This is a genomic window from Apilactobacillus nanyangensis (genome assembly GCF_016861915.1).
GTDB classification, from domain to species: domain Bacteria; phylum Bacillota; class Bacilli; order Lactobacillales; family Lactobacillaceae; genus Apilactobacillus; species Apilactobacillus nanyangensis.
Genome location: NZ_BOLX01000005.1, coordinates 1 through 21,490, shown reverse-complemented (window position 1 = coordinate 21,490; position 21,490 = coordinate 1). Strand labels below are relative to the sequence as shown.

The window sequence follows — 21,490 nt, the reverse complement described above, 5'->3', positions numbered from 1 at the left end:
ATCTTAACGACTATCCCCCATGGATAGCCGTTTTTTGTACTAAAAAGTGCTAAAATAAAATTGTATTAATTACGTGGAGGCGCAGTATGAAAAAATTATCAATTATTGGATTTACTTTGCTAGCAATTGTGACACTTAGCGCATGTTCCAATTCAAAGACTAAGCAAAAAGCTGACCGATCTAATAAGGCCACTAAATATGTCAAATTAGTTAACGAAGATAATCAAACTAAACTAATTACAAAAAAAGGTAAAATCACTTTTTACAAGACCTATCGTGGTACTAGTTACGACAATAATGGTAAGAAACGTTTCGATATGGTGATGTATAGCTTTAAGGCTACCAATAATACAAGCAAGATGTTAACAGCTGGTCAAATCGTTCATAACACTAAATTAATCGCCACTGTTAAGGAAAATGGGAAAACAAAGAAATTAGATCAGCCATTAGCATACTCATCCGCATACACAAACAAAAATGCAAACGAACAGGCTAAGCTAAATCGTTACGAACAAAGTTGGGAAAACGAACCTATTCGTCCTCACCAAACTATTATCGTAACAAGCCCAGATGCTTTCCCTCTAATCGATAATGGTAATAGCGAAAATCTAGTAGTAGTAACTCAAGATAACTACACTAAGAAATCCGTTATTAGTCAAAAACATAATAAACTATCATTGTCACAAATTCATGTTAAGAAAGTGAATAAAGCAACTGATATTGTGAAGTAATAAAAAAACGTTGAGATAACCTCTCAACGTTTTTTATTATTCATTTTTTCGTTTTAGACAATAATCTTTAATCAAAGAATATAGTAAAATAACGATTCCTAAAGAGCTTAATACATATGATAGATAATCATACCAAGACTTATGGACAATTACTTGTACCGTATGTTGACCTCTTGATACGTTGTTTATAGTCATTAAATTACTTTCATTCGGATACCCATGAGTATGTTTACCATCCAGACTAATAGAATAGTTTATGTTTTTATAATAAAGAAACGGTAAAGTAAAATTATAAGCTTTATTTGGGATATTAAATTCAAATTTTCCATATCCTATTGCTTTAACCTTAATAGAATGTTTTTTGTTAAAAGTAGCAACATGATTCATGATATCTCCATATTTAGGAATAGCCGAATTAGGATAATAGTCAGAACTACTCAAATTACTATTTAATATATTATTAAAATCACTATTGTTTTTTAAAACAAAATTAATATCAAAACTATATGGATTAGATATTTCCGGCTTATTAATATTTGAATTGATTATTGATTTTTGCAAATTTAATTGTAATAAAATTACTACTAACGATAATATAACTACAATCTTATTTTTCAAGAAACTATCTTTTGTTTTATATATAACAATTTGAGCAAAAATATAACAAAAAATAATTTGTGGAATTATATATAATCTACTTGGATACTGTATATGATTAATGAAAGTACTACCCAATAGTTCCCACGGAAACAAGTTACTAGCAATTATCATGAAAATTAGTGATATCCAGAGCATTTTTTTCAAATCTTTTGATAATGCTTTATAGTAAACAATGCTTAATATAAAGCCTATTACGGCAATAATTCCAATATAATTAGAGACTTTATCTGAAAATCCGTCAGATAAAAATCTTAAAACATCATCCCCTTGTATATTAGATACACTAGGGATCATTAATTTATTATAAAAAGATATCATAATAAAAGGAATCCAAAAAACACTGGAAATCAGAATAGAAACTAAGATAGATTTTATCAATGAGATTAACTTGCTACGATTTTTGAAATAGTCAAAATTGAATAATATTAAAAACGACAAAAACATAATCACTATGCCAAAACTTAGAACGTGAGATAAAAATATGGCACTTATACCTAAAGTTAATTCTATAAATTTATCTTTCTTCAAAAGAGACAGGAATCCAAATAAAACCAAAGGTAAATACGATAGACTTGACAGTGTACCTAATGAACTCTGCCCCGCATAATTTGATATAAATATTCCAGATAAAACATAAGAAATAGAGAAAATAAAACTAACTCTACGATTTTTATTAAATCCATAGCTAGAAAAATAAGCAATAAGTAAGCTGAAAAAATTAACTAGAGCAAATAATAAATTAAAAAATACAACTTGTGATTTTACAAAAAAAGAAATTAAAACCATTGGAAATAAGTTTATTTTAGGATACATTGACATAACAGCACTTCCAGACTGATGAAAATAAGTCAATGCAATCGTAGACATAAAATCATGTTCAATCATATCTTTTTTCATTTCAAATATCCTTTGCCAATGAAAATCCAAATCCCACTCTCCTGGAACAAAATGGGACCGAAAGATAAGAAAAACACTTAAAGCAGAAAAAACAGCAAATGATAAAATGATAATGACATTAATTAAAAAATTACGTAATTTTTTATTATCATTTAGCATAAATAAGTTCAAAATTTTTAACCCCTTAAAATAATAATTTTTAATTAATTTTATCATAAAATCATTAATAAGTTCCACGTATATTGTACGCAAAGTATAAAAAGAGTTTAGATTAATTATCTAAACTCTTTTGGTTTTACTTTTACATATTAAAAATTAACAGATGGTGCATTTTGCGCATTTGAGTCAGCAGTAAAGTAATTAACCTTTTTGTGACCAGTCATGCTAGCAACGATTAAACCTGGGAACTTAACAATCTTGTCATTGTAAGATCTAGCAACTTGGTTGTAACGGTTTCTTTCGACACTGATACGGTTTTCACTACCTTCTAGTTGAACCATCAATGTTTGCATATTTGAATTTGATGCAAGATTTGGGTATGCTTCCTTAATTGATCCAACCAAGATGTTCAATGAACGTTCTTGAGTGTTTAAGGCGTTCACTTTATCTGAAGTTGAACTAGCATTATTGTATTGATTTTTAGCATTGTAGTATTGAGTACGTGCCTTAGTAATATCACTGTATACTGATTTTTCTTGTTTTTGTTGACCCTTAACGGCGTTAACTAAGTTAGGAATTAAATCAGCACGACGTTGCAAAACTGTTTGAACTTGTCCCAATTGTTCTTCAACGCCTTGTTCGCTAGTAGCCATACTGTTAGATGACTTAATGAATCCACCAATTAAAGCAAACAATAAAACGACAACAACTGCTAGTGATATGAACCAGCCTTTTTTGTAAAATGGTTTATTTTCAATCATAATTAATCTCCTTAATTTAAATTGAGGACCCTCCGCCCCCAAAGTTTCCACCGCCTCCAGAAGAAGTGAATCCACCTGATGAGCCACCACCAAATGAACCTCCTCTAGGACCGCCTAGTCCACCAAGTAATGCTCCTAATAAGAACGCATCCCCGGCATCACGTCGACCTGATCCCCCGCCTCCGCGGTGATCATCATCGTCGTTACCATTACTTTTTACAACCCAAATCGCGGTTCCAACAATAACGATAATAACGATTAATAATAAAATACCAGCAAATGAATTGTTATTATTTTTCTCTGCTTCAGCCTTAGCATCATTTAGTGACTTGTTGGCATAGCGTTTATCTAGAATAGTAGCTACTTGGTTAAAGGTATTTTGTAATCCTTGGTTAATCTCGTCGTTGTTGCTTGATTTCAATAACGACTTGTTAGCTTGTAGGATTTGGTTGGTGGTAGCATCTGGTAGGATGTCTTCCACACCGTATCCAGTGGAGATACGGACGTTATTTTTACCACCATTTTGGGAAAATAGGATTAATACCCCATTGTCCAATCCCTTCTTACCAAACTTCCATCTAGCATTTTCTAGTAAGCTGTCTGAATAACCGTCGATATCTTGATTACCAGTGTTTTTAACGGTCATCACTACAATCTGAGGTTGTGTTTTAGTTTTTTGATATTCTTTTTCTTTATTAATTACCAATTGTTTTGTCTTATCAGTCAATATATTGGCATAATCATCAACAACGTACTCTTTAGTAGGTGTTGGATTGGTACTTTCTGCATGGGTTGTAATTGGCACAAACCACATCAAAGCAACCAACGGCAAGACAATCGAAGCCAGCCATCTCAGTCTTTTCAATCTATCTCCTCACTTCCCCATTTTAATTAGCTACAATATTACATAAATCCATATTAATAGTAAAGTTTTTTATTTTCACAAAAATGATTATAATAGATATATAAATTCAAGTCAGGAGTTTTTAAATGGACGCTATTGAATTGGGTAAAGAAAAAGCCCAACAATTAAATAAATTCATCGAATTAGCAACTAAATGTATCGATGATAATAAACGAGACGACGCCATTTCTTTACTAAGCTCTGCTATTTCACAATATCCAGCAGGCGTTATGACTACTGAAGAAATCGAAGGGAAAGTCCCCAGTCGTTCTGAAATTTTAATTAAGCTAGGAATTATTTTTACTGAATCAGGATCAACATTAGACCCAATCGGAGTACATCTATTTGAACAAGCAATTTTATACGATCAAAAGTGCGTCGCAGCTAACTATTACTTAGGTAAAATCCTAATGAATAACGAAAATATCGCTGAAGCAAATGAACTAATGGAACGCGCCTTGCACAACAGCGTTGAAGGTGATCGTTTCTACGGCCCATCTCAAAAAGCCATCGAAGAAATGACAACAATGACTGATAGCAAGGATCCTATCTTTGCGATTGACTACTTAATCGGACAATCAATGTCACACGCCATAATCGATAGTCCAATTGGGACATTTAAGAAAATGAGTTTCGATAAGATTGAAAACAAGTACGATGACAATGTTCAAATGTTTCCAACTGATGCAACTACTGAAAAATTAAATCGCATTCGTGAGTTTAATTCAAATCACGGTTTTGAACAATCCTCTTTTGAAGAATTCTTACCTGCTCATCTACCATTATTTGAAGAACATAATCAACTTTCATTGATGCTAGGCGATGGATATACTCTAATTGACATGGGAGCAGAAATATACGATGTTTGTGGTTTAAATATCGAGTCTCAACTAACTTTTACGTTCTATAAACTAATCAATCAATCAACTAAGTGCTACTCATATCTATTACTGGCAGGTAAAAGTCCGTTAGAATTAAAAGATCGTCAATTAAGTGACGATGACAATTTTGAATATGATACTCATATATTCGATGTCTACAAAAACAAAATTTTCTTTAATTCAGATAATATGATTAAGTTTACGCTAGCACTTTCTAAGGACTACTTTAACGATAATATTTCGTCAGATAACATCACTAACCAATCAATTAGTGGGATTAAAGATGAAACGTTTAACCAGCTTTTAGAAATCCACGATGAATTTAACATTAAAGACTCACGTGTTCGAATTTTAATCGATACAAATAAAAGCTCAAAAATCTAAGCATTTTTTGAGTTTTTTATTAAATTTAAATTTGTGATAAAATTATACTTTATTAATAACACCTTAAGGAGATTGTACATGATTAAAAACAATAAATTGCATAACTTTTTTCGTAGCAACGCATTTATTATATTCCTTTTTTTCACTATATCAGTTATAAGCGGTATACTTATGTACCGTTCACATTTTGTGTCAGTGAATCTCGATATGTTTTTTCATTATGAAAGAATATCAGAAATTAGGGATTCCATATCCAATGGTTATTTTCCCAGTAGCATATCGTTAAACAGCTTCAACCAATCCGGAAATGCTGTAATGAGCATGTATCCACAATATATGTTGATTTTCATAGTTATTTTAACGTTCTTAATAAAATCATCAGTTAATTTATTTCATATAGTTTTTATGTTACTAATATTTCTAGGGTTAAACATCAGCTATTTTTCTAGTTACTTTCATAATAAGAATAAAAAAATCAGCTTTCTTTTTGCTATTTCATATATCATTAATACAAGAGCTTTGTGCTATTATTATGGTTTTGCTTACAGCATTGGAACAATATTTTCAATTATGATATTACCGCTTATTCTTTTTGGTATCTTAGAATTATTAGATAAAAATAAGTGGATTGAATTGTCTATAGGAATGTCATTGTTACTTTTTTCTCACATCATTAGTTTTGGAGTTACTTTAATATTCATATTTATAATGATATTGTTGAATACCGATAAATTTAAAAATAGTTACACGGTCGCCGCCTTCATTAAATCTGTTGTTACTAGCATACTATTAACTAGTATATTTTGGATTCCTTTCATTAACATTAGCTTAAAAAACAAATTATTTATCCCACCATCATCTAATTTATATGGCGATGGTTTTCAAAATATATTTTTGATCTTGGATAATAGTGTTATTAATACTTCGATTACACTAATAAGCTTTGTAGGCATCATTTTATGTACAATAAAATATAAAACACTCACACGGAGATTAAAACAACTATTCTTTGTATCTATTTTCTTTTTATTCATGAGTTCAAGTTTGTTCCCTTGGAATATTTTAAGCAAAACATTTATGACACACTTACAATATCCATACAGATTGAACGTAATTCCTCAAATGATCTTGTGCTACCTTTTCGCGATAATTGCAACTCAATTTATAAATAAACATAAAAAGTCTTCTATTATTATGTCATTACTAATTATTTTCATAGTCTTACTACAATTCGACTCGCAAAAAGCATTACTAAACAGCTATTCGAATCAACAAGAAATAGGATCAACGTTCACAAGCAGTTTAAATACTACATTAAAAAATAATAATGATTTCCAAAAAATGATGACAGATAAAACTATTTATAAAGATTATTATCCAAATGAATCATTAGATGTTATAAACAACATTCAAAATCATGAAGGAGTTTATAGAAACAATAAAAAAGTAAAATTTAATTTAAAAGGAAATGGATCTTTCACCTTTACTTCTAATAGAATGATTGATGATCTTTCATTGCCATTTGTATATTACAATGGAATATATTATCAAGTATATTTAGATAATAAAAAGGTAAAATTCTTCCACGATTCAAACTCCCTAATGTCAATTAAACACATTTCTAAAGGGCATCACAAAATTAAAATTAAAGTTAAGAAAAATAAGTTTGAAATAGTATCATACTTATTATCATTCATAGGATTAGTAATAATAGTATTTTCTATCCTAAAAATGAGAAATAATTAAAATATATATTAAAAAAGCACTCTTGATTTTCATCAAAAGTGCTTTTTCATTTAACTTTCCACCTTATCAGCGTAAGCTTGTTCTTCCTTCATTAAACGTTTCTTTTCACGTTCGTTGAACCATGGTGAAACAGTGAATGCTAAGATATCATTGGCAACGTAGATTGCTGAGTTAACGAACATAGCAAGGGTTGCTGAACCTTCTCTGAAAGTAATGAACCATAGAACAACTTGGGCTAGTCCAGAAGCTAACCACCAGAAGTATTGGTTGTTGTAACGTAGGAAACAAATGATTCCGGCAGTTAAACAAACGGCAAAACTAAATGCGTCGTAGAATGGACGTGGTTCGTTTGTAAGTGCTTTGATTGCGAAACCAGAAATTAGGTAAACAGCAAGAGTGAAGATAATTGAAATTGCCCAACTCTTAGCAGTAAACTTTCTGATCTTTGAAACCATGTTAACGTTCCAGTCAGTACTTAGTAGAACTGGAATATCTAGTGTAATAACGTATGCTAATTGTTCACCGATACTTAAGTAGTTCTTTGCTGAGAAACCTACAATAATGAAACAGATTGCAGATAGAATCCCTAATACACCATTAACTGACTTAGCAGCGTTAATAGCTAGAACACATAGTACACCTAAGGTTGTACCGATGAATGTTAGGATTGAAAGCCATGTAATTGGTGCATTTACCAATGTCATAACTTGAGCACCTAAACTAAAGAAGAATAAGTAGTAATTTTGTTGTGGCCAACCCTTTAGTTGGTGGGCCAAAAATTTAAAATAAGCTGACAAAATGAAAAACCCCTATCTCTATATTTGGAACCTAAAATATGTATGCATACAATATATAGTGTTCTTTCTTAAAAACAACACTATATATACTACCATGTTCAATATTTTTTGCAAGGGTCTCAAAACTAGAGATAAGGGTCTAATTACCGAAATTACGGTAATAATTAAATATTCAATTTTTTTATTTTCGAAACTATCTGTGGTTATTTTTCGTCAATTACGACAGAACCAGCTAAAATGCTAATTAGCATAAATACAATAATTCCAACTGCTGAATCATCAAACAGTTTAACTGACAAAATCACTGAAACTAACAGTACTAAGAAGAAAACAAGTGACTCTAACAATTGGTTATTAGATCTCTTTTCAACATGGAAAAGAAAGTAAATTACCTCGTTAGTCCTGTTAAATAGGACTAACAATAAGTAAACAATCAATAGTAATAATCCCGTTAGCAACCAGTTAAAGTTCAGTATTTCTGATATCAAAACTACAAGGGATAGTGGCACCCATAAGACAAGTAGTTCTGCGATAAAAAATTTTAAGTCAATATGCATAATATATTGCCACTCCTACAAGATATGTATGTTCTATTGTATCATTTGGCCAATGTTTTCGGTAGTAAGAGGTAATTAAAATGGCTATAATTAAATTATATTCTAATAAAAGGACTTGATATGATGGAATTTCGCATTGAACACGATTCATTAGGTGCGGTCAAGGTGCCAAAAGATGCCTTATTTGGCCCTCAAACTCAACGTAGTCTACATAACTTTAACATTGGCAGAACTATGCCAATGGAAGTCATCTATGCTCTTTTAAAGATTAAAAAAGCCGTTGCTTTCGTTAATCACAATAACAAAACACTAGATGACGACAAATATAAAGCAATTAATGAAGCCATTGATAAATTAATGGCTGGCGACTATAAGGATGCCTTCCCACTTCATGTATATCAAACCGGTAGTGGAACCCAAACCAACATGAACGTAAATGAAGTGGTTGCCAACCTAGCTAACAAGCTATATCCAAACGCCCAGGTTCACCCAAATGATCACGTCAATCAATCACAAAGCTCAAACGACACTTTCCCTACTGCTATGATGATGGCAGCATATCAAGCCACAAACAGTGTCATTGAAACTGTGGAAAGTTTAATCGCATCTTTCGATAAAAAAGAAAACGAATTCGCATCAATCATTAAGATTGGTCGTACTCATTTACAAGATGCAACACCAATCACTGTTGGCCAAGAAATCAGCGGATGGAAGTCAACGCTTGAACATGACGTGGTTACTCTAAACGCCATCAAGCAATCCCTACTTGAATTACCAATTGGTGGAACCGCTGTAGGAACCGGATTAAATACAAAGAGCGGTTTCGATCAAGACGTGGTCAACACAATTAATCAAAATGAACACACCAACTATAAAGTGGCCGAAAACAAATTCCATGGTCTAGCAGACCATTCTGAAATCACGTCAGTTCATGGTATTTTTAAAACATTGGCATCTGATTTAATCAAAATTGGAAACGATATTCGTTTTCTTTCATCTGGACCACGTGCTGGATACAATGAACTATCAATTCCAAGCAACGAACCAGGGTCATCAATCATGCCTGGTAAGGTCAACCCTACTCAAATCGAAGCTTTAACTATGGTTTCCGCTAAGGTGTTTGGAAACGATGCAACAATTACATTTGCTAACAGTCAAGGGAACTTCGAAATGAATGTCTACAAGCCTATCATCATCGACAGTTTTCTTGAAAGTACTGAATTGCTAAACGAATCCATCAAATCATTTACCGAAAAGCTTGTTGATGGTTTAACTGTTAACGTTGATCGTATCAATGAGCTTTTAAACAATTCATTAATGTTAGTAACAGCGTTAAGCCCTCATATTGGTTATGAAAAGAGTGCGAAAATCGCGCAATGGGCAGAACAAAACAACACCACACTAAAAGAATCTGCAAAACATTTCGATATTTCAGAATCGGATTTCAATAAATGGGTAAACGTTCAAAATATGACCCATCCAAATAAATAGCTCTAAATACTCAAAAAGCAATGTCTGAATCAGACATTGCTTTTTTAGTGATAATAATAATAACCAACAATTGATATTGTCACTGCATTCAATACCATGTGCATCAAAATAGCGGCCCTAACGTTTCTAGTTTGGTTATATAACCAGGCCATCCAAAAACCATATTGGGCAAAGAAGATAAACGAAAATAAATTATGATATCTCATATGGAATAATCCATAGAAGAAAGCAGAAATAATTTCGCCTACCCATCGCCACTTGTCGGAGAACGCTACGTCTAGGATGTAGGCTCGAAATACCAATTCTTCAAGGATTGGCGACAAGAAGACGAACCCAATTATCAATAATGACAATGACCACGTATTATTGTACAGGTCTTTTGAGAAATGGATTGCTTCAATCTGAAATCGGTTTTGGAAGAAAATATCAAACATGAATATATAGGCTTGGGCAATTAAAAATGCCATTACAGTTGCGAAAGCTGTTAGTTGATAATCCTTTAGACTTAGCACCTTAAATAGGTTCCCGTTACCATATCTTCTGTACGCATAGACAGCGAAATTTAACATAATTATGTAGGCACCAAAGAACTCAATTGTCATCGCCACATTATTAATGCTGAACTGGTTAGATTTAATATATTGAACGGGAATAAACTGAATCGAACTAGCAACCATGCAGATTAGGCAAAAACCAACGAAACCACGTTTTAAGAGGTGGTCCGATCTCCAAGTGTCACTATTACGCACCGTTCATCCTTCTTTCTAGATGTTATCAATGTAAAATATTTTTTATACTCTTATATAATACTCAAGATGTATTTTATCATTGAAAGGCGCTATAAATTCTTAAGTTTTGGTAAAATTTTGTTGTCCGATGGCTTGTAGTTAATGATCGACAAGGCCACAGCAGAATATATTACTACATATACAGATAGTCCAACCCATTGCATGCTTTGGACACTTGTATAATTAGTGGCCGACATCCCTTTTACTAATGTCACCAAGAAATCATAGATAAAATGTAATGCCATGGGAACAATGATTGTTCCACTCTTAATGTACACAGCCCCCAGGATCATTCCTAACGCAGCCGCATTCACCACTTGGAGTGAGGTAAAACTAAACGACTGACTTGAAAGATTGATGTAGTGAAATCCCCCGAAAATCAATGCCGAGATAACTAGGCTCAAGATAATTCGCCATTGATCAGTGGATTTTCTCGTCATTAGTTTTAAGACAAACGCTAAGATGATTCCCCTAAACATGATTTCTTCAGGTAAAGCGGCAATTGCGCCAACATCCAAAGCTATGAAGAAGTTTTTGTGCTCAATAGTTGCCATCACGATGGTAAAGCAAACGACTAGGAATACTAACCATCCCATTTTAGTTTCACTTGGTTTAAAGAATATCTTTTGCTTGATAATCCAATAGTTCAACAAACAAATAACTATGATTGAAACAATCTTGTATATGTTTAAGTAGGTATAAAAATGTTCGACTGGGTTAAAGGCGACTAAATGAAACACAAATTTATAAACGTGTGGCATTACATAATCGTCAATTAATAATTCAGCAATCAAGATGATTGGAATTAATATCCATTTCCAATTATCCTTAATCTTTTGGTTTAACATTTCATCACATCCATTAAATTAATTATAGGTTCATTCTATCACACTAAGTTCAAACAAAATAAAAGCAGCCATTATTGGCTGCTTTTTTAAGCTCTTCTTAATTATTTTTTGGGTTCATTTTTTGTTTTCGTTCCATATTTCTTAATTAATGCCCATCCTAATACAATTAACCCTATCAAAGTTGCAAAGTATGACAATAATTCTTTTTTAGTTCTATGAACGATGATTTGAACACGATGTTTTCCAGCCGAAACATTCTTCAAAGTAATCAAAGCATACTTATTGTGAGTTGTCTTAACAGTCTTACCATCCAACTTAACTTCATATGCAATCCCTTTATAGTGCAAGAATGGTAGCGCCATTTTATTAATATGAACAGAGTTCTTAAAAGTAAATTGTCCGTTGCCCAACAACTTCACCTTTAACTTTTTATGGCCATCATATGTGGCGATATGCCTATTGGTATTACCATATTGTTTCACAGCCGCACTTGGGTAGTAATCAATTTCTCCGGCGCTAGTAAATATCAAATGTCTAAAATCATCATTATTATTTAAACGATATTCTTTCCGATCTTTTGAAAAAGCATGAGTCAATTCCAGGTTATTCTTAGTACTTTGTACCAAAGATTGCTGCGCATTTAACTGTAGAAGCACAATAACAATAGTTGATACCGCAATTGATACGACTGCCATAACTGGTTTCTTAAATAGTTTAACAATCACTTCGGCAAAGATATAACAAAAAATAACTTGTGGAATTATATTTAAACGCCATGTGAATTGAAGCGAGTCGTTAATCCCGGTATTGGCTAACAAGTTCCATGGAAATAAATTACTACATAGGAATAGAAATGCTATTCCCACCAACACTAGTTGCTTTGAGTATTTAGAAAGTTTCATAAAGAAGACAATTCCCAATACCAATCCCAATAAATTAATGAAGTTAAAATAAGGTCCGACGCTGTTTTGAATAATTGCAGTATACCAAGTATTAAGGTCAGTTCCCGCCACCTTCCAATAAGGAGGTGGAAAATCAATCGCATTATTACCAACAATGATAACAAATGGAATCCAGTATAGCGTTGTTAATAGTACCGTTAGTACAATTGCTTTTCCAAGTGCAAAGATTTTATTCTTATCAAAAAACTTATTAATGTTGATTAAGAACATAATCGCTAAAAATAAAATAGCAATAGCGGTATTAACAACGTGGCACATGATAATCGCACTCATTCCAAGTGTTAACTCGATCCAATCATTTTTCTCTATCAGATTCAAAAAGCCAAACATAATCATTGGTAGATAAATCATTGATGATGATCTACCGATATCATAGCTTAGTACCTCGTGAAATAACATTGTTGCCGCTAATGTATATCCTGACGCGAAGATAAAACTAATTTTACGGTTTTTGTTATAGCTGTAACTGGCGAAGTAAGCGACTAATAGTGCAAAAAAATTACGTAATAATATCACGATATATACTAATGGTATAAACGATTTAATTACTAAAGATAATAGCACTATTGGCATCATCCCTAATTGTGGGTATAACGCCATTACGGCTGAACCAGTCTGGTTAAATTGGTTTAGCGCAACCAATGGAAAAAGATTTCGATGTACAAGTGATTCTCGCATATCCCAAATTCGTTGCCAGTGGAAATGAATATCATATCCGACAGTGATGAAATGAGAATGCCACATAACCGCTACGCTAAGTAATGACATAATCAAAAATATTAATATGTAGATCGCATGATTACGGTAGAAGTCATGCAGTTTATTCTTCGTACTCATTATAATTTAATTCCCCTAATCGTTCTTTAATCTTAATAATTATACCATTATTAATAAAAATTTTTTTAAACAAAAAAGACATCCATTTTGGATGTCTCTTTTTTAGTTTTTATTTTACGTATGTTTCAGAGAAGTCCCAAATTGGACCATTTCCGTAGAAACGAACACCGTGGATGTCGCTCTTAATTAATTCAGCTTGTGCTGGTTGGAATAGCGGAATTAAACCTTGATCATTTAGTAACACCTTTTGTGCATCTACTAAATCATTCCAACGTTTTGCTGGATTCAAAGCGTCATCATCGTTGGATTTATCAATTAACTTGTCGTATTCAGAGTTACTCCACTTAGCTGTGTTCATAGCATTATTTGAGTATCTAATGTTTAGAGGTGAGATTGGATCACTGATTGATGGGCTCCAACCTGTCACAGCAATTTGATATTGACCGCTTAGGAAACGAGCAGTCGCAACTGTGTTTGGAAGTAATGTTAGGTTAACCTTTAGGCCTGGTAGCTTGGAGAATCGGTTTTGAATGAATTCAACGATTGGCTTAGCATCTTCACCATTGTTACTGTTGATGGAGATGGTTAAGTTCTTCTTGCCGATTTCACTTAGCCCCTTCTTCCATAGCTTCTTAGCTTGTTCAACGTTACCGTTAACTGCATCAGAAACGCTAGCGTAGTCATTAAAGTCCTTACCGTTACGTGATGCCAAAGTATCTGGCACAATTCCACGCGCTTGAGTTGAACCGTTACCTAAAACATCGTTTAATAGTTCTTTTCTATCGATGATTAATGATAGAGCTTTTCTGATGTTAACATTTCTAAATGCTGGTTCATTTTTATCACTTAGTGATAGGTATCTTACACTGTAAATCTTTCTCAAATGGAAGTCCTTTGAGTTCTTGTAGCTGTTGTATTGTTGTTTACCAACTAAAGTAGTTTGATCTAACTTACCACTTTGGTATTCATTCAAAGCAGTTTGTGGGTCCTTAATAACCGTGTACTTGATGCTGTCTAATTTTGTCTTGTCAGCATTGTAGTATTCCTTGTTCTTAGTTAAAGTCCACGAATCATTAGTACCGGTCCAGTTGGTAATCTTGAATGCACCGTTGTATAGCATTTTGCTACTTGTAGTTCCGTAGCTCTTACCGTATTTCTTAACAGTACTTTCTGATTGTGGGTAGAATATTGGTAATACTAATAAGTTCAAGAAGTATGGTTGTGGCTTAATTAACTTGATTTGTAGTTTGTACTTACCAATTGCCTTTACCCCTAACTTATCTGGTGATAGTTGTGATTTAGAAATGGCAGTATAGTTTTCAATATTAGCCATGTAGTAAGCTTGTTGTGAGGCAGTCTTTGGATCAGCACTACGCTTGATTCCGTATTCAAAATCCTTAGCGGTTAATTCTTGTCCGTTACTCCATTTAGTGTGTTTCAATTCAAATGTGTATGTCTTTCCATCCTTTGAAACGTGGTAACTCTTGGCAGTTGCTAGACGAACCTTGTTGCTACCATCTGGTGATACTAAACCAGAAAAAGCATTATAAACGGCTTGTTGAGTGTTAGTATCAACAGCCTTTGATGGATCAAGTGAAGCAATTGAAGCGTTTGTAGTCCAGTTTAGATTTTTCTTGTTGCTTGATTGACTCTTACCACAAGCGGTTAATACCAAACCTAATAACGCTGTGGTTAAAACAATTGATAATATCCGTGACTTCTTCATATCCATACTCCTTTATTTAATAAGTACTCTTTATATAGATGGCCATCTAAAAAAAGAAAAAGGGTGTCATGATTCTACGCTAAAAAGCCGAACCATGACACCCTGTTATAATCTAATTAAAAAACGTTTTCTTGATTAGAAAATAAGAATAGAGTTCATGCTTCGATAATGACAACAACACATTTGTTCTTTGTTAAACATCTTCATCATGAACCCCTCCTTATAATTTATAAGAATAATACATCCGAATGAAATTTTTAGCAACCCCAAATACTCAGGATTTTTTATTTCAAACCCGTACTTTAGTTTTAAAAACTATCAAAAAGTAAGTCACGCCGGGATTTTAGCCAAAATAAAAACCACCAAAAAAATTGGTGGTTTTCGTGATTTATTTGATGTAAGCGTGAGAAAAGTCCCAAACTGGTCCATTTCCTAGGTACTTAACACCATGAATATTGGTCTTCATTAATTCTGGTTGAGCCTTTTGAATCAATGGAATAATACCTTGATCATTTAGAATTACTCTTTGCGCGTTAACTAAATCAAAGAAACGTTTGTCCTTGTTATTAGCATCTTCGTTGTTGGAACGATCAATGTACATATCATACATTGAGTTCCCCCATTTAGAAGTGTTAATTGGACTAGTTGATACCTTAGTTTGTAGTGGTGAGATTGGGTCACTAATTGATGGATCCCAACCTGAAACTGAAAGTTCATAGTCTGATTTTAGTGAACGACCAGAAGCAACGTTGTTAGGTAAGATTTGTGCGCTTACCTTCAATCCTGGAAGTTTATCTAATTCAGTTTGTAAAAATTCAGTTACAGCACGACTAGTTTGGTCGTTGTTGTTCATGATTGAAATTGATACTGAACTCTTGCCAATTTCCTTTAGTCCCTTAGCCCATAGTTGCTTAGCTTTGGCCATGTCACCAGTGGTAGCATCCTTAACAGTCGCATAGTCGTTGAAGTCTTTACCGTTCATGTATGCTAAAGTATCTGGAACCAATCCCCTAGCAGCAAATGAACCGTCACCTAGGACGTTTTGAGTTAGTTCTTCTCTATTAATTGCTAATGATAATGCCTTTCTTAGGTTCTTGTTCTTTAGAGCTGGAACATTCTTTTGGTTAATTGAAAGGTATTGAACCATGAATTGCTTGTGGTTCACAAAGTCTTTGTTGTTCTTGTAACTGTTAACTTGTTGTTTGCCAGCTAATAGTGTTTGATCCAACTTGCCTGATTGGTATTCATCCAATGCTGTTTGTGGGTCCTTAATCACTGAATAGTTAATTGTCTTTAATTTCACATTTTTATTGTCGTAGTAATCTTTGTTCTTAGATAGAGTCCAAGCGTCATTACTACCTTTCCAGTTGGTAACGGCAAATGGTCCGTCGTATACCATCTTGTCAGAAGTTGTTCCGTAGGCAGTACCATACTTTTCAACGAATGACTTTTGTTGTGGGTAAAAGACAGGTAATGCTAAGACATTTAGAAAATCAGCTTGGGGCTTAGTCAACGTAATTTGCAACTTGTTGTCGCCAATTGCCTTAACACCCAACTTATCAGCTGACATTGCACCAGTCTTCACCTTATCGTAGTTCATAATATTGGCCATGTAGTATGCCATTTGTGAAGCAGTCTTAGGATCAGCACTACGTTTGATTCCGTATTCAAAATCACCGGCAGTAACCTTCTTACCATTGCTCCACTTAGTGTTTCTTAAGGTGAAAGTGTAAGTCTTTCCACCATTAGTAATCTTGTAGTCCTTAGCAATTGCTAGGTCAATCTTATTTCCCTTGTCAGGAGTTACTAGACCACGCATTGCGTTATATAAAACTTGATCACTTGTAACATCAACGGCCTTAGATGGATCCAAGGTGGTTAATGTTGTATTACTCATCCAATTCAATGAATCTGTTCTAGATGTCTTATCTGATGTTTTACCGCAAGCGGCAAGCACCATTGTCGCAGCAAAAGCGACTACACCTAGTTTTACAATTGACTTGAACTTCATAAAAATTCATCCCCTCGTTTGAAAACTATCCAACATAATTTTCCACAATATGTTATCAAACATAGCACATCTAAAAAGCCAACGCAATTGAAAATATCGTGCACTAATGATTATAAGTGGCAATTATAAAATAAAATGATAGAATAGCTATATTATCACTATATTTTAAAAAGGGAATGATTCATATGCGTATTGGAGTTACATCAGACATCATCTTTAGCCAAGATGAACCCTTCCGTCAAAGAGAAGGTCATTTTGCCCAAAGGACTTTGATGAACTGTTTACTAGAAAACAACATCACTCCAGTTATCTTTCCAGTTGGAAAGCCAAGCATGGCTGCCGAATTATTAGAAACTGTCGATGGAGTTATCTTCACCGGTGGTCCAGATGTATTGCCTAAGTATTATGGCGAAGAACCAATTGCTCAAATTGGTCGTACATTTGAAGCCAGAGATGAATTTGAACTAGCATTAGTAAAACAAGCAATTAGAATGCACAAGCCAATCTTAGCAATTTGCCGTGGATTACAAATCGTAAACGTTGCAATGGGTGGAAGCTTATACCAAGACATTGGCGCTCAATTCACCCCACAAAACGGATTACCTCAATTACAACACGAACAAAAAGCGATTGGATATTCACCAGTGCACCACATCAACATTGATGAAGATTCATTATTAGCAAAGACTTTTGGTAAGCGAGCTTTCGTTAACTCATTCCACCATGAAGCTGCTAAGGATGTTGCCGAAGGACTACACGTCGTTGCTCGTGCAGATGATGGAATGATTGAAGGTCTAGAAAATGATGACCAATCCATTCAATGTGTCCAATGGCACCCAGAAAACATGTGGGATCAATACGATGAAGAAAACCAACTATTCGTTGACTTCTTCAACCGTGTTCACCATTTCTAAACAAAATAAAAAGTCGACCTTAACTAGGTCGGCTTTTTTTATTTGTTGGTTACTTTAATTGCACGTAGGAAGAAGAAACGTTCGAATCTTCTGTGCATGTATTCAACTTTCAATCCTCTATTTTCAAATTCAATAGCATATTTCTTGGTCATACGAGGAGTGTTCACCATAAAGATTGTTCCGTTGTCAGAAATTACACGAGCAATCTCGAAAGCGATATCTGCATATACTGACTTTTTAGGAGTACTTAATTGGTTACCGTTGGCTGAAACAGCAGTGATAACATCAAATTCCTTGTCATCAAATGGTAAGTTCTCGATATCAGCAGTAGTGATTTCAATACGATCTTTAACGTTTTCCAAGTAAGCATTCTTTTCAAGGCGATTGATAGTGTATTGGTACTTGTCTTCAACACCGTAAACTCTATTTAGTTTAGTGTCACGGGCTAGCTTAATTAAAGCGTATCCTGTACCAGTACCTACATCTAATCCCTTGTTCTTGCCCTCAAACTTATTTTCATCAACAAATTGACGAACATAGTTCTTCTTAAAGGTAACACTTCTGAATAGTGCCCAAATAGCAATTAAAATTAGAATTAAAACGTACACGTAAAATCTCTTTTTGTGGTCTAAAGCAATTGATCCCAATAGACTAAGCGCACCAATGATTGCTGCAGCAATGATATATGGTTCATCAGTCTTGTATCTGTACCAATGTTTTACCCAAGCGGTAAATTTTTTCATTATTATGTATCCTTTCTAAAAAACACTCTGAATATATAATAACAAATATAATCCAAATTACTTAAAAAATAAATTGATTTTTTAAATAAAATAAGCGATTTATGAATTTCTTAAAGCCGTTAGGCTAAGATCAAGCATTTCAATAAAACTCGATTCTGCTGTTACCTCTGGACTCTTAAACCATCCAGTTCCTACGTTTAAAATATCGCCAACGACTAAATTTCTAATTAAACGACTGGCTTTGATTATCTTCTCATTATCCAAATAATTTTCGAGCATTCTCTCTAGCAAGCTCTTTAATTCATTAAATGCATCCGTGACTATTTGATATTGATTCGTACGATGATGTGAGATAACAAATTGAGCTAAATTGATATGTCTTACTCCCATTTTTCTAAACGTAAGGGATAACGAGATGACTCCTTCACGTCCACTCTTGCCAAAATTTTTAGTGAATGCCATTTTACAAGCTAAAGAAACGACCGTTCCTACAATGACATACTCTAATTCCTCTTGATTTTTAAAGTAGTTATATAAAGATTGAGATGTAATCTTCATTTTTCGAGAAATTGTTGAAAAGGTTAGTTTATCGCCATTTTCGATCATTATAATTGCGGTTTTAATTATTTCTTGTTTTGAAATTGTGGCTGTTCTCATATGAATGCCTCCGAGCATAAAAATTGATAGTTACATATTGAATGATATAATTACATATTGTAATTAATAAAAAAAGAAAAATCAAACAACTAAAATTAGAAAGGATTATGAACATGTCTACTATTATTTTATTAGCCATATTTGGAATTATCGTTGGAATCATAACCATCCTACTAGGCGGAGGAGGTGGTGCCATTTACCTAGGTATTTTAACCGGAGTAATCGGCATCAACGCTGCCAGCGCTGCTTCAACATCTCTTGTCATCAGTTTACCACCACTAATCATTGGGGCAATCACCTACTACCGTCAGGGGAAAATTGATGTCAAAATTGGGAATCAAATGTTGTTCGCTGCCATTCCCTCAGTGATTGTTGGTTCAATTATATCACGTTTCATCCCCGATTCTTTCTACAAATGGATTATTGGATTAATTATGATTGCTTTAGGAGCCAAAATGTTCACAAAGAGTAAACCAAAATCTGAAATCCAAATTGATAACAATAACAATGATCGCTTAAAAGCATCCCTATATGGATGTTTAGCCGGCCTTTTAGTTGGAGTCGCTGGAATGAGCGGTGGGGCAGCAATCACCACCGGATTATTTATTTTAGGATTGGAAACTTTCAACGCTACAGCTACATCAACTTATGTACTAGCATTCATGTCAACAATTGGTATGTTGCTTCATTTAGCTGGTGGTTCAATTGATTGGGCTGCTGGATTACCACTAACGATTGGGGCCATTATTGGGGCAATCATCGCAACCATGCTATCCGGTAGTCTTGCTAAAAGCTCAGCTAGTAAGTATATAAAACCATTCATTGGACTACTAGCACTTCTACTTGGAATTAAATCATTACTATAAAACAAAAAGACCTGACATTCGTCAGGCCTTTTTGTTATTACTTAATTGCTTTTAGTTCTTGTTGAGTTAACCACTTGTGGTTCTTCATAACCATGTGAGTCTTAGTATCCTTGAAAGTAACTACGTAAGCAGGTCCTTTGTGAACCTTAACAATTTTACCCTTAGCACCCTTCATGTCGTACATGTGATCTGCTAAAACAGTTACTTTTTTACCAGCTTTTAGGGCACCCTTAGCTTTTAATTCGCTTGATACTACCCATTTGTGGTTCTTAACCATCTTGCCACCATTAGTTGGCATGAAATCAATTTCGTATAAGTTAGTCTTGTATACACCAGCTACAGTAGCCTTAGCATTGTACATACCTTCCATATGCTTAGCCTTAAGTGTAACTTTTTGGCCGACATGGAATTTAGTATGTGTAGCTTTCTTCAAGCCCTTTGGTAGCTTAGAATTCATGTTCATTTCTAAGCCGTCCATCATCATGCCACTCTTCATTGAGTGTTTCATGCTCATTTTCTTTGAAGATTTTTTGCTCATCTTCATAGTTGACTTCTTGCTTGCAGCCTTCTTCTTTGATGACTTCTTAGTCATTTTCATTGAAGACTTCTTTGAACTCTTCTTAGTAGTTTTCTTGGTAGACTTCTTCGCCATCTTCATTGATGACATGTCGTGCATGTTACTCATTGAATCAGCATTAGCTGCTACACCAGATAATAATGATAGTGATAATGCAGCTACAGAAAGAGAAGTAATAATGTTTCTTTTCTTCATTGTTGGCACCCCTTATAAAATGTGTTTTACATTAATTAATCTTGCTTGATATAAAATATATCAAAACTGTTCACCTTTGTCTACAAATGTAACCCGAAAAATTAAAAAAATGACATTTTCATGAAGAAGTAGAAAAACATCTAATTTGCGGTTAATATGGTACGAATACAATCCAAAACTTGGCAACTACAAGGTTTACGACTACGCACCAGCACTAAACGGTTGGATTTTCCGCCAAACATTTACACCAAAGCAAAACACAACTACTAACACAAGCCAAACAACTAATAATACCAACACTACTAAATAAATAAAAAGGACTGTGACCTGAACCCCTAAAATTGGAAGATGGTTATGCTATTTTCTGGGAGGAATTGATCCGGTATTCAACCGGTGAC

Annotated in this window: 20 protein-coding genes; 7 read left to right on the top strand and 13 right to left on the bottom strand. The window is 33.8% G+C overall.

The window, feature by feature from the left end; all coding sequences use genetic code 11:
• Positions 1-86: 86 nt before the first annotated feature.
• Entirely contained in the window at positions 87-731 is a 645-nt protein-coding gene (locus JUD45_RS02095) for a hypothetical protein (RefSeq protein WP_203619566.1), read from the top strand.
• Between the two features lie 36 nt (positions 732-767).
• Here the strand turns inward: JUD45_RS02095 and JUD45_RS02090 are convergent, their stop codons facing one another.
• From JUD45_RS02090 to JUD45_RS02080, 3 genes are all read right to left on the bottom strand, one after another.
• A complete protein-coding gene (locus JUD45_RS02090) occupies positions 768-2,459 on the bottom strand; it encodes a putative glycosyltransferase family protein (RefSeq protein ID WP_203619565.1) in 1,692 nt (563 codons plus the stop codon).
• A gap of 137 nt (positions 2,460-2,596) precedes the next feature.
• A complete protein-coding gene (locus JUD45_RS02085; protein WP_203619564.1) occupies positions 2,597-3,208 on the bottom strand; it encodes a LemA family protein in 612 nt (203 codons plus the stop codon).
• Between the two features lie 16 nt (positions 3,209-3,224).
• Entirely contained in the window at positions 3,225-4,073 is an 849-nt protein-coding gene (locus tag JUD45_RS02080) for a TPM domain-containing protein (RefSeq protein ID WP_203619563.1), read from the bottom strand.
• 125 nt (positions 4,074-4,198) lie between these two features.
• Here JUD45_RS02080 and JUD45_RS02075 point away from each other — a divergent pair, with 125 nt between their 5' ends.
• Entirely contained in the window at positions 4,199-5,377 is a 1,179-nt protein-coding gene (locus tag JUD45_RS02075) for a tetratricopeptide repeat protein (RefSeq protein WP_203619562.1), read from the top strand.
• A 1,341-nt stretch (positions 5,378-6,718) separates the two neighbouring features.
• Positions 6,719-7,123, top strand: coding sequence for a hypothetical protein (locus JUD45_RS02070; RefSeq protein ID WP_203619561.1), 405 nt, complete (start codon positions 6,719-6,721; stop codon positions 7,121-7,123).
• Positions 7,124-7,173: 50 nt separating this feature from the next.
• Here JUD45_RS02070 and pnuC read toward each other — a convergent pair whose 3' ends face one another.
• Positions 7,174-7,920: a nicotinamide riboside transporter PnuC gene (gene pnuC, locus JUD45_RS02065; protein ID WP_203619560.1), complete on the bottom strand. Its 747-nt coding sequence runs from the start codon at positions 7,918-7,920 to the stop codon at positions 7,174-7,176.
• Between the two features lie 203 nt (positions 7,921-8,123).
• A complete protein-coding gene (locus tag JUD45_RS02060) occupies positions 8,124-8,477 on the bottom strand; it encodes a hypothetical protein (RefSeq protein WP_187155570.1) in 354 nt (117 codons plus the stop codon).
• A 120-nt stretch (positions 8,478-8,597) separates the two neighbouring features.
• Here JUD45_RS02060 and JUD45_RS02055 point away from each other — a divergent pair, with 120 nt between their 5' ends.
• Positions 8,598-9,968 carry a class II fumarate hydratase gene (locus tag JUD45_RS02055; protein WP_203619559.1) on the top strand — a complete coding sequence of 457 codons (1,371 nt, stop codon included), beginning with the start codon at positions 8,598-8,600 and terminating at the stop codon, positions 9,966-9,968.
• A gap of 44 nt (positions 9,969-10,012) precedes the next feature.
• Here JUD45_RS02055 and JUD45_RS02050 read toward each other — a convergent pair whose 3' ends face one another.
• From JUD45_RS02050 to JUD45_RS02030, 5 genes are all read right to left on the bottom strand, one after another.
• Positions 10,013-10,717 carry a CPBP family intramembrane glutamic endopeptidase gene (locus tag JUD45_RS02050; protein WP_203619558.1) on the bottom strand — a complete coding sequence of 235 codons (705 nt, stop codon included), beginning with the start codon at positions 10,715-10,717 and terminating at the stop codon, positions 10,013-10,015.
• 89 nt (positions 10,718-10,806) lie between these two features.
• The gene (locus JUD45_RS02045; RefSeq protein ID WP_203619557.1) at positions 10,807-11,604 is read right to left on the bottom strand and encodes a CPBP family intramembrane glutamic endopeptidase; all 798 of its coding nucleotides are present in this window, start codon (positions 11,602-11,604) and stop codon (positions 10,807-10,809) included.
• A 101-nt stretch (positions 11,605-11,705) separates the two neighbouring features.
• A complete protein-coding gene (locus tag JUD45_RS02040) occupies positions 11,706-13,403 on the bottom strand; it encodes a putative glycosyltransferase family protein (RefSeq protein ID WP_203619556.1) in 1,698 nt (565 codons plus the stop codon).
• 109 nt (positions 13,404-13,512) lie between these two features.
• Complete coding sequence (locus tag JUD45_RS02035; protein WP_203619555.1) at positions 13,513-15,129, bottom strand: peptide ABC transporter substrate-binding protein; 1,617 nt, start codon at positions 15,127-15,129, stop codon at positions 13,513-13,515.
• A 388-nt stretch (positions 15,130-15,517) separates the two neighbouring features.
• The gene (locus JUD45_RS02030; RefSeq protein ID WP_203619554.1) at positions 15,518-17,140 is read right to left on the bottom strand and encodes a peptide ABC transporter substrate-binding protein; all 1,623 of its coding nucleotides are present in this window, start codon (positions 17,138-17,140) and stop codon (positions 15,518-15,520) included.
• A 185-nt stretch (positions 17,141-17,325) separates the two neighbouring features.
• On the opposite strand from JUD45_RS02030, the gene JUD45_RS02025 reads away from it, so the two are divergent.
• Positions 17,326-18,054 (top strand): gamma-glutamyl-gamma-aminobutyrate hydrolase family protein, encoded by a 729-nt coding sequence (locus tag JUD45_RS02025; protein WP_203619553.1) that lies wholly within the window; start codon positions 17,326-17,328, stop codon positions 18,052-18,054.
• 38 nt (positions 18,055-18,092) lie between these two features.
• Here JUD45_RS02025 and JUD45_RS02020 read toward each other — a convergent pair whose 3' ends face one another.
• Positions 18,093-18,797, bottom strand: a complete 705-nt coding sequence (locus JUD45_RS02020) for a class I SAM-dependent methyltransferase (protein WP_203619552.1) — start codon at positions 18,795-18,797, stop codon at positions 18,093-18,095.
• A 99-nt stretch (positions 18,798-18,896) separates the two neighbouring features.
• On the bottom strand, positions 18,897-19,454 hold the full coding sequence (locus JUD45_RS02015; RefSeq protein WP_203619551.1) for a TetR/AcrR family transcriptional regulator: 558 nt from the start codon (positions 19,452-19,454) through the stop codon (positions 18,897-18,899).
• A 113-nt stretch (positions 19,455-19,567) separates the two neighbouring features.
• Here JUD45_RS02015 and JUD45_RS02010 point away from each other — a divergent pair, with 113 nt between their 5' ends.
• The gene (locus tag JUD45_RS02010) at positions 19,568-20,320 is read left to right on the top strand and encodes a sulfite exporter TauE/SafE family protein (RefSeq protein WP_203619550.1); all 753 of its coding nucleotides are present in this window, start codon (positions 19,568-19,570) and stop codon (positions 20,318-20,320) included.
• Positions 20,321-20,357: 37 nt separating this feature from the next.
• Here the strand turns inward: JUD45_RS02010 and JUD45_RS02005 are convergent, their stop codons facing one another.
• The gene (locus tag JUD45_RS02005) at positions 20,358-21,092 is read right to left on the bottom strand and encodes a YdhK family protein (protein WP_225879381.1); all 735 of its coding nucleotides are present in this window, start codon (positions 21,090-21,092) and stop codon (positions 20,358-20,360) included.
• A gap of 145 nt (positions 21,093-21,237) precedes the next feature.
• On the opposite strand from JUD45_RS02005, the gene JUD45_RS02000 reads away from it, so the two are divergent.
• Positions 21,238-21,402 (top strand): hypothetical protein, encoded by a 165-nt coding sequence (locus JUD45_RS02000; protein ID WP_203619549.1) that lies wholly within the window; start codon positions 21,238-21,240, stop codon positions 21,400-21,402.
• The last annotated feature ends 88 nt before the right edge of the window (positions 21,403-21,490 follow it).